The organism is Streptomyces sp. NPDC006743 (genome assembly GCF_040703815.1).
GTDB lineage: Bacteria > Actinomycetota > Actinomycetes > Streptomycetales > Streptomycetaceae > Streptomyces.
Genome location: NZ_JBEYJA010000013.1, coordinates 46,041 through 58,715 on the forward strand (window position 1 = coordinate 46,041; position 12,675 = coordinate 58,715).

The window sequence follows — 12,675 nt, forward strand, 5'->3', positions numbered from 1 at the left end:
CCAGTCCGTCCTGCGGGCCGCCGCCCGCGTGTGACACGGTGCTGAGGAGGCACGCGGCGCGGGAAGGGACGGCGGGCGTGGGTGATCTCTTTCTCGTCCGGCACGGGGAGACCGAGTGGTCGCGGTCCGGCCGGCACACCGGCCGGACGGACGTGCCGCTCACCGAGCAGGGGCGCCAGGAGGCGCGGCGGCTGGTGCCGCTGATCCGCTCGCACCGGATCGGCGCCGCGTTCGTCAGTCCGCTCCAGCGGGCCCGGGAGACGGCCGAACTGATCGGGATCACGGACGCCCGTGTCGACCCGGACCTGCGGGAGTGGGACTACGGCGGCTACGAGGGCGTCACGACCCCCGAGATCCAGCGCACCCGGCCCGGCTGGTTCCTGTTCACCGACGGGGTGGCGCCGGGGCCGCCGGAGCATCCCGGGGAGAGCGTGGAGCAGGTCGGGGAGCGCGCCGACCGGATGCTGGCCAAGGTGGACGCCGCCTTCGCCAACACCGAGGGGGTTGTGCTGCTGGTGGCCCACGGACACTTCCTGCGGGTGCTCACCGCCCGGCGCCTCGGCCTGCCCCCGTCCTCGGGCGCGCTCTTCCAGCTGGCCACGGGCACGGTGTGCCGGCTGGGCACGGAACACGACCGGCCGGTGGTCGCGGGCTGGAACATCCGCCCGCCCGCGCCGTCCTGAGCACGCCCGGGGGCGTTGTCAGACCCGGGCCGTAGTCTTCGAGTGGGCCTGGAGCGCGGTCTTCACGGTCCGCTCGGTCAGGCCGTCCGGGCGACTCGGGGAGGGAGGGCGCCGTGACACGACCGCCGACCGCCGCGCAGCGGCGCGTCATCGACGACGCCGATCCGGTGACCGGACGGCTGCGGGGCACGGACGCGCAGCTCGCGGCGCTGGTGAAGCGTGGGCTGGCCTTCCGCCATCCGCGTCCGCCGCACGACCACTTCCTGACCCCGGCCGGGCACCGGATACGGCAGGCGGAGCCCGCGTCCGCGGACTGTGCCGAGGCGGTCGCGCGGCCCTCACCCGCCGGTGTGTTCTCCGCCCGAACCGGCGGTGCGGAGGAGGCCGCGGCGGACGACTCCGCCGCGCGCGGCCGTGAGGTGCACAGCGCCTGGCAGGGCCTCCTCGAGCTGCGCCGGATGACCAATCCGGACGGTGCGGTCGATCGGCCGTGCGGCTGGGAGCGGGCGCATCTGGTGCGGGCCGCCGCGCTGGCCCTGGAGGCGGCCGGGCACCGTCCGGCGGGGCCCGCGGCCGACGGCTACCGGGTGCGGGAGACGCCGCAGCCCGAGGCGGTCGCCGTGTACGCGCCGGACGCGGAGTTCCTGCGGGGCTGCGCGCTCACGCTGGAGCGTGCGGGGTGGCAGGCCGGGGAGTGCACCGAGCCGCGGACGCGGGTGCGGTACCTGCTGGCGTCCCCGCGCCGGGCGTGAGGGACGTGTGCGGCATGACGGGGGTGACCCGGGGGGGGCCGGCGTGACCGGCCGGCGACGTACGCCTGGAGGGGCAGGGCACGGGCAGGCCTGCCGGTGCCCTGCCCCTCCGGGGCGTCGCCGTCAGTGTGCGGCGGCCGGGTGGGCCGCCTCCGCGAGGTCCGTGCCCGCCTCCATCGGGTGGGTGACGTCCTCCGCGTCGCGGCCCTTGCCGATGTGGTTGAAGAGCAGGTTCAGCAGGACGGCCACCACGCAGCCCGTGGAGATGCCCGAGTCCAGGACGATGCGGGCCGTCTCGGGGAAGGCGTGGTAGAACTCCGGGGCGGTGATCGGGATGATGCCGGCGGCCAGCGACACGGCGACGATCAGGACGTTGTTGTCCTTGTCGAGACCGGCCCGCACCAGGGTCTGGATGCCGCTCGCGGCGACCGAGCCGAACAGCACCACGCCCGCGCCGCCGAGCACCGGACGCGGCACGACGGCGATGAGGGAGGCGGCCGTCGGGCACAGGCCCATCAGGACCAGGAAGCCGCCGCCGGCCGCGACCACGTAACGGCTGCGGATACGGGTCATGGCGACCAGGCCGATGTTCTGTGCGAAGGCGCTGCACATGAAGCCGTTGAACAGGGGGCTGAGGGCGGAGCCGAGGGTGTCGGCGCGCAGGCCGGCGGCGATGGTCTTCTCGTCGGCCGGGCGTTCGACGATCTCGCCGAGCGCGAGCATGTCCGCGGTGGACTCGGTCATGCAGACGACCATCACCACGCACATGGACAGGATCGCGGCGAGCTGGAACTGCGGGCCCCCGAAATGGAAGGGGGTGGGGAAGCCGACGACCTGGGCGTCGGCGACCGGGCTGAAGTCCGTCGCACCGAACGGTATCGCTATGACGGTGCCCGCCACCAGGCCGATCAGCACGGCGATCTGTTTGACGAAGCCGCGGGTGAAGCGGCGCAGCAGCAGGACCAGGGCCAGGGTGATGCCGGCCAGGGTCAGGTTGGTCGCGGACCCGTAGTCGTGGGCGGCCGGATTCGGGCCCTGGGCCCAGCCGAAGGCGACGGGGAGCAGGGAGACGCCGATGAGGGTGATCACGCTGCCGGTGACGACCGGCGGGAAGAAGCGGATGGCCTTGCAGAACAGGGGGGCGAAGAGGAAGCCGAGGAGTCCTGCGACGATCACGGCGCCGAAGATGACCGGCAGCGCGTCGGACTTGTCCTTGGTGGAGGCGACGATCGCGGTCATCGGGGCGACACCGGCGAAGGTGACGCCGTTGACGAAGGGCAGCCGGGCGCCGATCTTCCAGATGCCGAGGGTCTGCAGGAAGGTGGCGAGGCCCGCGGTGAACAGGCAGGCGCCGGTGAGGAAGGTGAGGTCGGAGGCGGACAGGCCGATGGCCGCGCCGACGATCAGGGGTGGGGCGACGACACCCGCGTACATGGCGGCGACGTGCTGCAGGCCGCTGGTCGCCATCTTCAGGGCGGGAAGTTTCTCGTCGACTGGGTGGACCAGTTTCTCGTCGACGGGCTGTGCGGTCACGGCGGCTCCTCCGGTCGGTTTTCACGTCGGCTCTGACGTGGGTGTCAAGGAGGTGGTGCGTGGTGCGGTGGTCGTGCGGGACCGTGGCGGGCTCCTGGAAGGAGCCCTGGGCGGGCCTTTTGACGCGGGCAGCCCTGGACGGGCCCTCGACGGGGCCCGGGAGGCGGACGGATACCGTTCCGGGGCGTGCGCGTCCACGCACGCCCCGGAGCGGCCACCGCGGACCCCGCTCGGGTCCACGGCTACCGGCCGGGAGCCGTCCCTCCCGGCCGGAGTTCTTGCCGCGGGCCGCCGTCGCCCCCCGCCGCGCCCCGCCGCGGTCGGCGCGGTGCGGCGAGCGCGGCGGCGCTCGGCCGCGGCCCGGTCAGCCCTGGGCGGCGATCCGCGCCAGGCGCCGGGCCTCCTCGCGGGTGGCGTGGGCGATGGCGTCCTCGTCGGCGTGCAGCAGACGGCCGTCCTCGACGATCTGCCGGCCGTTGACGAAGGACGCCGTGACCGGTGCCGCCGCGCCGAAGACCAGCGCGGTCACCGGGTCGGCGATGGAGGCATGGGCGAGGGTGTCCAGCTTCCACAGCACGAGGTCGGCGAGCTTGCCGGCCTCCAGCGAGCCGGTCTGCCCGGCCCGGCCCAGCACCTGGGCGCCGCCGTAGGTGCCCAGGCGCAGCGCCTGGCGGGCGTTGAGGGCCGCCTCGCGGTGCGCGCCGAGGCGGTTGATGAGCAGGGCGTTGCGCAGTTCGGTGTGGAGTTCGCCGGACTCGTTGGAGGCGGTGCCGTCGACGCCGAGGCCGACCGGGACGCCCGCCTTGAGCATGTCGGGGACCCGGGCGATGCCGGCGGCGAGGCGGGCGTTGGAGGACGGGCAGTGCGCGACGCCGGTCCTGGTGCGGCCGAAGGCCTCGATGTCGGAGTCGTTCATGTGGACGCAGTGCGCCATCCACACGTCCTCGCCGAGCCAGCCCGTGGACTCGAAGTAGTCGGTGGGGCCCATGCCGAACAGCTCGTGGCAGAACTTCTCCTCCTCCACGGTCTCCGAGCCGTGGGTGTGCATCCGCACGCCGAGCCGGCGGGCCAGCTCGGCGCCCTGGCGCAGCAGTTCGGTGGAGACGGAGAAGGGCGAGCAGGGGGCGACGGCCACCTGCGTCATGGCGTCGAAGGAGGCGTCGTGGTGCTTCTTGACGGTCTCCTCGGTGGCGGCGAGCGCGCCCTCCAGGGTCTCGACGGCGAAGTCCGGCGGCAGTCCGCCGTCCTTCTCGCTGCGGTCCATCGAGCCGCGGGCCAGCGTGAAGCGGACGCCCATCTCGGAGGCGGCCCGGATGATCGCGCCGGACAGGTCGCCGGAGCCCTGCGGATAGACGTAGTGGTGGTCCATGGCGGTGGTGACACCGCCGCGGGCCATCATCGCGAGCGACCCCTGGGCCGCCGCGTACACCATCTCCTCGTCGATGCGCGCCCAGGTGGGGTAGAGCGCGACGAGCCAGTTGAACAGGTTGTGGTCGGTGGCCAGGCCCCGGGTGATCCACTGGTAGAAGTGGTGGTGCGTGTTGACCAGACCGGGCGTGACCAGGTGGCCGCGCGCGTCGATCCGGCGTGCCACGTTCTCCAGGCCCGCGGGGGCCCGGCCGGAGCCGACCGACTCGATCCTGTTCCCGGCGATGACGAGGTGACCGGACGCGTACTCGGTGTCGTCCGCGTCGACGGTCGCGATCGCACAGTTCTCGATGACGATGCGCTGGGCTGCCGATGGTGCCATTGCGCTTCCTTGTCTTTCAGTGGCGGCCCGTGGACGGGGAGCCCACGGGGAGGGCACGGCAGGACCCTAGGAGGATTTGAGTGCCGGAGCCGTGCGGCCCCGGGTGCCGAGATGGTGGAAGAACAGGTTGAGCAGGACCGCGACGATCGCTCCGGCGCTGATGCCGGAGCCGAGGACGGTCTGTGCCCAGGCCGGGAACTCCTCGTAGAAGGTGGGGGCGGCGAGCGGGATGATGCCCGCGCCGAGGGCGACGGCCACCAGGATGATGTTGGAGCTGTCGTCGAGTCCGGCCTCGGAGAGCGTGCGGATGCCGCTGACCGCGATGGAGCCGAACAGGACGATGCCCGCGCCGCCGAGGACCGGCATGGGGACCAGGGAGACGACCGCGCCGAGCACCGGGAAGGCGCCGAGGACGAGCAGGGCGCCGCCGGCGACCGCGACGACGTAGCGGCTGCGGACCCGGGTCAGCGAGACGACGCCGACGTTCTGTGCGAAGGCGGAGGTGGGGAAGCCGCCGAAGACGGGGCCGAGCAGGGTGGCGATGCCGTCGGTGCGCAGGCCGCGGGTGATGGTGCGGGCGTCGGCGCGGCGGTCGCAGATCTCGCCGAGGGCGAGCATGCCGGCGCTGGACTCGGTCATCAGCACCAGCATCACGATGCACAGCGACAGGATGGCCGCGGGCTGGAAGACGGGGGCGCCGAAGGCGAACGGGGTGGGCAGGGCCGCGACGGGCGCCGAGGTGATGCCGCTGAAGTCGGCCATGCCGAACGGGATGGCGACCAGTGTGCCGACCAACAGGCCGAAGAGCAGGGCGACTTGTTTGACGAAGCCCTTGCCGAAGCGCTGGATCAGCAGGATGACGACGAGGGTGAACGCGGCGAGGCCGAGGTTCTTCATGGCGCCGAAGTCGGCGGCGCTCTTGTCGCCGCCCTGGGCCCAGCCGACCGGCACGGGCATCAGCGTGACGCCGATGAGTGTGATCACCACGCCGGTGACCAGCGGCGGGAAGAACCTGAGCAGCCGTCCGAAGAACGGTCCGACGGCCAGGCAGAAGACTCCGGCGACCATCACCGCGCCGTAGATGGCGGGGAGTTGGTGCCCCTTGGAGTTGGTCTCGGCGATCGCGAGGATGGGCGCGATGCCGGCGGAGGAGGCGGCGTTCACGAACGGCAGGCGGTTGCCGACGAGACCCTTGACGCCGATGGTCTGCAGGATGGTCGCCACGCCGGCGATGAGCAGCGAGGCGGCGATCAGCCGGGTGCGGGCCGCGATGTCGAGGCCGCAGGCCTGGCCGATGATGAGCGGAGGAGTGACAACGCCCGCGTACATGGCGGCGATGTGCTGGAGAGCGGCGGGGACGAGCCGCGAGGGGTGGAGCTTCTCGTCCACCGGGTGCACGGACGTGACGGCGTCCTCGGTGTGCACCGGCGGGGTGGAACAGGAGCCCTTCGCCGGCTCCGTTGCAGGCTGTGCCATGGTGTTCCCTCCGGTGTGGCGCACCACCGGCCCGGGCGGGTGGGCCGGTGGTGCGCGTCCCGCGTCAGAGGTTGGTCATGTCGACCGGGATGAGTTGCTCGGCGCCGTCGCGCAGGATGGTGGCCTCGATCAGGCCGTAGGGCCGGTCGGCGGCGTAGTAGACGGCGCCGTCCTTGGCCTCGTTGTCGATCCCGAAGGGCGACAGGTCCGAGCGGAAGTGGTGCTTGTTGGGCATCGAGAAGCGGATCTCGTCGACCTCGTCGCGGGAGTTCAGCACCCGCACACCCATCTCGAAGAGGGTCTGCTGGAGCGAGTACGAGTAGGTCTCGGCGAACGCCTGGAGCGCGTGCTTGCGCACTCCGCTGTACGAACGGTCCCAGTCCGGGGCGTGCGAGTCGATGCCGTCCCAGTTGTGCCGCCACCAGGTGGAGACGGTGGTGGCGAGGATGCGGTCGTGGTCCTCCTGGAGGGTGGTGTACTTGTCCTTGAGGAAGCCGAAGAACTCGGAGTTGGTCGAGTTCAGGACGGTGAGGTCCTTGAATCCGGAGAGCACCTGGATGCCGTGGCCGTCGTAGGTGATCTGCGCGACGCGGGTCTCCTGGCCGTTGCGGACGAAGGAGTGGGCGATCTCGTCCGAGCCGACGAAGCGGGCGCCGCCCTTCGAGGTCTCGATCCGCTCCCAGGAGTACTCCTCGATGCGGATGCGGGCCCGGTGGATGGGCTCGTTGTTGTCCACGAAGTGACGGGCGAGCTTGACGCCGAGGTCCTCGGCGCTCTGGATGCCGTGCTCCTTGGCGAAGGCGAACACCGTGTTCTTGGTGGTGTCGGTGGGCAGGACGTTCGCGTTCGAACCGCTGCGGTGGACCTCCTCCATGTCGCCGGAGAGGGCGACGGAGACGTTCAGGTCCTTGATGTGGTGCGTGTCGCCGTCACGCGTGATCTTGACGACTCGGTTCTCGGCCTTGCCGTACTGGTTCTGTCCCAGGACGAAACGGGTCATGGTGTCGGTCAGCTCCCTCGGTAAACGGAGTAGCCGAACGGGTTGAGCAGCAGCGGAACGTGGTAGTGCTCGCCGGGCACCACCGCGAAGGCGATGGTGACCTCGGGGAAGAACACGGGCCGGGCGTTCTCGCTGTCCCGGAGCGCGGGGGCGTCCTGCTGGGCCGCGGCTTGTTTCTTGGCGAAGTACGTCTCGGTCTCGAAGGCGAGGCGTACGTGGGTGGTCCCCTCCGGCAGTGCCGGGAGGTCCTTGCACCGCCCGTCCGCGTCGGTCGCGGAGCCGCCGAGCGTCCGCCAGTCCGCTTCCCGGCCCGAGCGGGCGGAGAGCTGGACGGCGACGCCCTCGGCGGGGCGGCCGGCGCTGGTGTCCAGGATGTGCGTGGACACTGAGGCGGTGGTCTCGGTGCTCATGTTTTCCTCTTCGGGCGTCTTCGAGCAGGTGCTCAGGCGTCTTCGAGCAGGCGCGCGAGCCGGATACGGTTGATCTTCCCCAGCTCGGTGCGGACGATCTCCCGTTCCTGCTCCGGCGCGTTGCCGATCCGCTCCTTGACCGCGTCCCGCATCTGCTCGCCGGTCCTGCCGGTGGCGCAGATGAGGAACACATGGCCGAACTTCTCCTGGTAGGCCAGGTTCAGTTCGAGCATCTCCGCCTTGAGGTCCTCGGAGGCGCCGGCCATGCCGCTCTGTTCGCGGGCGGAGGCCGGGTCACCGGGCTTGGGGCGGCCGATCGGGGGGTGGCCGGCCATGGCCTGTGCGAGGTCCTCCGCCGTCAGGTCGGCCATGGCGGCGTCACTGGCGGTGTAGAGGTCCTCGGCACCGGCGTAGGGACGGGCGGCGAGCAGCCGCTCGGCCCAGGCGGTGCAGGCGCATGCCTCCAGGAGCGCGGAGCGGGCCGCGGCAGCCGGGAGGGTGTTGAAACGGGCGAGGCCCGACGGCGTGGAAGTCGTGGTCACGGGAGCCTCCGTGGCCGTTGAACGGCCTGTGTGCTGAACGGGCTGCGGATAGCTAACGCCCTCCGAAACATCACGTCAACAGTTTGTTGAAAATTCTGGGGAAACCCTGGAACACCCTGTCCGCGCCGCTCCCGCTCCGGGTGTTTCAGCCTTCCTTCTCCCGGTTGAGGTAGTTGTAGACGGTGAAGCGGCTGACGCCCAGCGCGCTCGCCACGGTCTCCACACCGTGCCGCACGGAGAAGGCGCCGCGCGCCTCCAGGATCCGTACGACCTCCTGCTTGGCCCTGCGGTCCAGGTCCGCGAGCGGCACGCCCTTGCGGCGCTCCATGGCGGCCAGGATGTGGTCGAGGGAGTCGGCCAGCTGGGGCAGGCGCACCCCGACCGCGTCCACCCCGTCCCAGGCGAGCACGACGTCGTCGGGTCCGGCCTCGTCCGGCGGGAGCAGTTCGCCGCCGATCGCGTCGACCAGCGGTTTCACCGCCGCGATGAACGGCTCGTGACCGGTCACCTATCACCCTCCCCGATCACGTTGACCTGGAGCGAGATCCGGGTGGCACCGGCCTGCAGGCTCCTGCGCAGCAGGGTGTCCACGGCGGTCAGGACGGCACCGGCCGCACCTTCGGCGGTGTTGCCGAACGGGCCGACGTCCACCGCGTCCAGTTCGGCGGCCTCGACGACCTCGCGGGCGACCAGCGCGTGCGCGGGTGCCTCGTCGAGGTCGAAGGGTTCGGTCGTGAACTCCACTCTCAATCGCACGCGCTCAACCTAACGCGCAAGGCCGGTTTTCGGGCAGGTTCCGGCGGCCGGTACGCCGCCGGCGGCCGGTCCCCCCTTGACAAGCCGCGACACCCGACGGCACTCTTCCATTACGCAGAAACGAACTTCCGTCATACGGAATAGCGACACGGAAGGGAGCGCGACCCCGATGGGATTCGCAGACCAGCGCTTCAACGTCAACCTGTCGATCCTCTACACGGAACTCCCGCTCCTGGAGCGTCCCGCGGCCGCCGCCGCGGCCGGCTTCACCGCGGTCGAGCTGTGGTGGCCCTGGATCGACACCGCCACCCCCGAGCAGTCCGAGCTCGACGCCCTGAAGAAGGCGATCGAGGACGCGGGCGTCCAGCTCACCGGACTGAACTTCTACGCCGGCAAGCTGCCCGGCCCCGACCGCGGCGCCCTGTCGGTGCCCGGTGAGGAGTCCGAGCGGTTCCGCGCCAACATCGACGTGGCCGTCGGCTTCGCCGACTCGCTCGGCTGCAAGGCGCTCAACGCCCTGTACGGCAACCGCGTCGAGGGCGTGGACGCGGCCGAGCAGGACGCCCTCGCCCTGGAGAACCTGGTCCTCGCGGCCCGCGCCGCCGACCGGATCGGCGCGATCGTCCTGATCGAGGCGCTGAACAAGCCCGAGTCGCCGCTGTGCCCGCTGGTGAGCGCGCCCGCCGCGATCGGCGTCGTGGACAAGGTCAACGAGGCCACCGGACTCGGCAACGCCAAGTTCCTGATGGACCTGTACCACCTGTCGATGAACGGCGAGGACCTCCCCTCGGTCATCGAGCAGTACGCCGCGAAGACCGGCCACGTGCAGATCGCCGACAACCCCGGCCGCGGCGCCCCCGGCACCGGCTCCCTCCCGCTGGAGGAGCTGCTCGACCAGCTGAAGAAGGCCGGTTACGACGGCTGGGTAGGCCTGGAGTACAAGCCGGGCGACAAGCCCAGCGCCGAGGCCTTCGACTGGCTGCCGGCCGAGGCCCGCGCGGCCCGCTGAGCGCCCCGGGCGCCGAGCGCCCACCGCAGACGTAGCAGAGTTTTCCAGAGAGGCACCCCTGTCATGAGCACTCTTCCCAAGATCGCGTGGATCGGCCTCGGCATCATGGGCTCCCCCATGTCCGAGAACCTGATCAAGGCGGGTTACCAGGTCACCGGCTTCACCCTGGAGCAGGAGAAGCTGGACCGGCTGTCCGCCGCCGGCGGCACCGCGGCCGGCTCGATCGCCGAGGCCGTCGAGGACGCCGACGTCGTCATCACGATGGTGCCCGCCTCCCCCCAGGTCGAGGCCATCGCCTACGGCCCGGACGGCATCCTGGAGAACGCGAAGCCGGGCGCGCTGCTGATCGACATGTCCTCGATCACCCCGCAGACCTCGGTCGACCTGGCCAAGGCCGCCAAGGACAAGGGCGTCCGCGTCCTGGACGCCCCGGTCTCCGGCGGCGAGGCCGGCGCCGTCGAGGCCGTGCTGTCGATCATGGTCGGCGGCGAGCAGGCCGACTTCGACCAGGCCAAGCCGATCTTCGACGCGCTCGGCAAGACCATCGTGCTGTGCGGTCCGCACGGCTCGGGCCAGACCGTGAAGGCCGCCAACCAGCTCATCGTCGCCGTGAACATCCAGGCGTGCGCCGAGGCCGTGGTCTTCCTGGAGAAGTCCGGCGTGAACCTCCAGGCCGCCCTGGACGTCCTCAACGGCGGCCTGGCCGGCTCCACCGTGCTGACCCGCAAGAAGGACAACTTCCTGAACCGGGACTTCAAGCCGGGCTTCCGCATCGACCTGCACCACAAGGACATGGGCATCGTCACCGACGCCGCCCGCAACGTCGGCGCGGCCCTGCCGGTCGGCGCCGTGGTCGCCCAGCTGGTCGCCTCGCTGCGCGCCCAGGGCGACGGCGGCCTGGACCACTCGGCCCTGCTGCGGACCGTGGAGCGCCTGTCCGGCGCCCAGGTCTGACCGTCCGGCCCCCCGTCCCACAGCTCCGGGGGACGCCGCCGCCGACACCTGTCCTGTCGCGCCCAGGCGGCGGCGTCCACCCGGTCCGCCCTGTCCACCGGCGCCTGCCGGCGGCACCGGTGTCCACCGGGCCCCCGCGGCGCCGGTACCCGGCAGCAGCCCGATCAGGAATTCAACAAACTGTTGACGTCCCGATCGCCCAAACCTAGGCTCCACGAAGCGGAAACAAGTTTCCGCTGCCCCCGCATGGAAGGTCCACGATGTCGCAGCGCGTGCTCACGACAGAGTCCGGCGCCCCGGTCGCCGACAACCAGAACTCCGCCTCCGCCGGCGTCGGCGGCCCGCTCCTCCTCCAGGACCAGCACCTCCTGGAGAAGCTGGCGCGCTTCAACCGCGAGCGCATCCCGGAGCGCGTGGTGCACGCCCGCGGTTCGGGCGCCTACGGCCACTTCGAGGTGACCGACGACGTCACCGGCTTCACCCACGCCGACTTCCTGAACACGGTCGGCAAGCGCACCGAGGTGTTCGTGCGCTTCTCCACCGTGGCCGGCAACCTCGGTGCCGCGGACGCGGTGCGCGACCCGCGCGGTTTCGCGGTGAAGTTCTACACCGAGGAGGGCAACTACGACCTCGTCGGCAACAACACCCCGGTGTTCTTCATCAAGGACCCGATCAAGTTCCCCGACTTCATCCACTCGCAGAAGCGCGACCCGTTCACCGGCAGGACCGAGCAGGACAACGTCTGGGACTTCTGGGCCAACTCCCCCGAGGCCACGCACCAGGTGACCTGGGTGATGGGTGACCGCGGCATCCCGGCGTCCTACCGCCACATGGACGGCTTCGGCTCGCACACCTACCAGTGGACGAACGCCAAGGGCGAGGGCTTCTTCGTCAAGTACCACTTCAAGACGGACCAGGGCATCCGCTGCCTGACCAACGAGCAGGCCGCCGAGCTGGCGGGCAGCGACGCGGACTCGCACCAGACCGACCTGCTCCAGGCGATCGAGCGCGGGGTGCACCCCTCCTGGACGCTGTACGTGCAGATCATGCCGGCGGCCGAGGCGGACAACTACCGCTTCAACCCGTTCGACGTGACCAAGGTGTGGCCGCACCGGGACTACCCGCTCCAGCGCGTGGGCCGCATGGTGCTGGACCGCAACCCGGACAACGTGTTCGCCGAGGTCGAGCAGGCCGCGTTCTCCCCGAACAACTTCGTGCCGGGCATCGGCCCCTCGCCGGACAAGATGCTCCAGGGCCGCATGTTCGCCTACGCGGACGCCCACCGCTACCGCCTGGGCGTCAACCACACCCAGCTCGCGGTGAACGCCCCGAAGGCGGTGCCGGGCGGCGCGAACAACTACGGCCGCGACGGCTTCATGGCGTCCAACGCCCAGGGCCGTGACGCCAAGAACTACGAGCCGAACTCCTACGACGGCCCGGTCGAGACCGGCCGCCCGCTGTCGGCCCCGCTGCCCGTCTCCGGCCACACCGGCACCCACGAGGCGCCGCGGCACACCAAGGACGACGACTTCTTCCAGGCGGGCGAGCTGTACCGCGTCATGTCGGAGCAGGAGAAGGAGCGTCTGGTCGCGACCATCGCCGGCGGTCTCTCGCAGGTCTCCCGCAACGACGTGATCGAGAAGAACCTGGCCCACTTCCACGCCGCCGACCCGGACTACGGCAAGCGGGTGGAGGCGGCGGTCCGCGCCCTGCGCGAGGACTGACACGAGCCGCGTCCGGTGTCCCGACGGGGAGGTCGGGACCCGGACGCGTACGCCCCGCGCGGGCGTCGGACGACCCGGATGAGGGG

The 12,675-nt window shown here is 71.3% G+C and carries 13 protein-coding genes; 5 read left to right on the forward strand and 8 right to left on the reverse strand.

Annotation, left to right across the window (positions count from 1 at the left end; all coding sequences use genetic code 11):
* The first annotated feature begins 77 nt into the window (after positions 1-77).
* Both ABZ719_RS13930 and ABZ719_RS13935 read left to right on the forward strand, forming a co-directional pair.
* Complete coding sequence (locus tag ABZ719_RS13930) at positions 78-683, forward strand: histidine phosphatase family protein (RefSeq protein WP_366725512.1); 606 nt, start codon at positions 78-80, stop codon at positions 681-683.
* A 113-nt stretch (positions 684-796) separates the two neighbouring features.
* On the forward strand, positions 797-1,435 hold the full coding sequence (locus ABZ719_RS13935; RefSeq protein ID WP_366725417.1) for a hypothetical protein: 639 nt from the start codon (positions 797-799) through the stop codon (positions 1,433-1,435).
* A 123-nt stretch (positions 1,436-1,558) separates the two neighbouring features.
* Here ABZ719_RS13935 and ABZ719_RS13940 read toward each other — a convergent pair whose 3' ends face one another.
* The 8 genes from ABZ719_RS13940 to ABZ719_RS13975 form a co-directional block, all read right to left on the reverse strand.
* Positions 1,559-2,968 carry a nucleobase:cation symporter-2 family protein gene (locus tag ABZ719_RS13940; protein WP_366725418.1) on the reverse strand — a complete coding sequence of 470 codons (1,410 nt, stop codon included), beginning with the start codon at positions 2,966-2,968 and terminating at the stop codon, positions 1,559-1,561.
* 364 nt (positions 2,969-3,332) lie between these two features.
* Positions 3,333-4,718 carry an 8-oxoguanine deaminase gene (locus ABZ719_RS13945; protein ID WP_366725419.1) on the reverse strand — a complete coding sequence of 462 codons (1,386 nt, stop codon included), beginning with the start codon at positions 4,716-4,718 and terminating at the stop codon, positions 3,333-3,335.
* Between the two features lie 66 nt (positions 4,719-4,784).
* On the reverse strand, positions 4,785-6,194 hold the full coding sequence (locus ABZ719_RS13950; RefSeq protein ID WP_366725420.1) for a nucleobase:cation symporter-2 family protein: 1,410 nt from the start codon (positions 6,192-6,194) through the stop codon (positions 4,785-4,787).
* Between the two features lie 64 nt (positions 6,195-6,258).
* The gene (pucL, locus tag ABZ719_RS13955; RefSeq protein WP_366725421.1) at positions 6,259-7,194 is read right to left on the reverse strand and encodes a factor-independent urate hydroxylase; all 936 of its coding nucleotides are present in this window, start codon (positions 7,192-7,194) and stop codon (positions 6,259-6,261) included.
* 8 nt (positions 7,195-7,202) lie between these two features.
* The gene (uraH, locus tag ABZ719_RS13960) at positions 7,203-7,604 is read right to left on the reverse strand and encodes a hydroxyisourate hydrolase (RefSeq protein ID WP_366725422.1); all 402 of its coding nucleotides are present in this window, start codon (positions 7,602-7,604) and stop codon (positions 7,203-7,205) included.
* 32 nt (positions 7,605-7,636) lie between these two features.
* A complete protein-coding gene (gene uraD / locus ABZ719_RS13965; protein ID WP_366725423.1) occupies positions 7,637-8,146 on the reverse strand; it encodes a 2-oxo-4-hydroxy-4-carboxy-5-ureidoimidazoline decarboxylase in 510 nt (169 codons plus the stop codon).
* A gap of 145 nt (positions 8,147-8,291) precedes the next feature.
* A complete protein-coding gene (locus ABZ719_RS13970) occupies positions 8,292-8,654 on the reverse strand; it encodes a helix-turn-helix domain-containing protein (protein ID WP_366725424.1) in 363 nt (120 codons plus the stop codon).
* Positions 8,651-8,902 (reverse strand): hypothetical protein, encoded by a 252-nt coding sequence (locus tag ABZ719_RS13975; RefSeq protein ID WP_366725425.1) that lies wholly within the window; start codon positions 8,900-8,902, stop codon positions 8,651-8,653. Before ABZ719_RS13975 ends, ABZ719_RS13970 begins: the two co-directional genes overlap by 4 nt.
* A gap of 169 nt (positions 8,903-9,071) precedes the next feature.
* Here ABZ719_RS13975 and ABZ719_RS13980 point away from each other — a divergent pair, with 169 nt between their 5' ends.
* The 3 genes from ABZ719_RS13980 to ABZ719_RS13990 all read left to right on the forward strand — a co-directional run bounded on the left by ABZ719_RS13980 (position 9,072) and on the right by ABZ719_RS13990 (position 12,589).
* Positions 9,072-9,911 carry a TIM barrel protein gene (locus ABZ719_RS13980; RefSeq protein ID WP_366725426.1) on the forward strand — a complete coding sequence of 280 codons (840 nt, stop codon included), beginning with the start codon at positions 9,072-9,074 and terminating at the stop codon, positions 9,909-9,911.
* A 63-nt stretch (positions 9,912-9,974) separates the two neighbouring features.
* On the forward strand, positions 9,975-10,865 hold the full coding sequence (locus tag ABZ719_RS13985) for a 2-hydroxy-3-oxopropionate reductase (RefSeq protein ID WP_366725427.1): 891 nt from the start codon (positions 9,975-9,977) through the stop codon (positions 10,863-10,865).
* Positions 10,866-11,125: 260 nt separating this feature from the next.
* Positions 11,126-12,589 (forward strand): catalase, encoded by a 1,464-nt coding sequence (locus tag ABZ719_RS13990; protein WP_366725428.1) that lies wholly within the window; start codon positions 11,126-11,128, stop codon positions 12,587-12,589.
* Positions 12,590-12,675 lie beyond the last annotated feature (86 nt).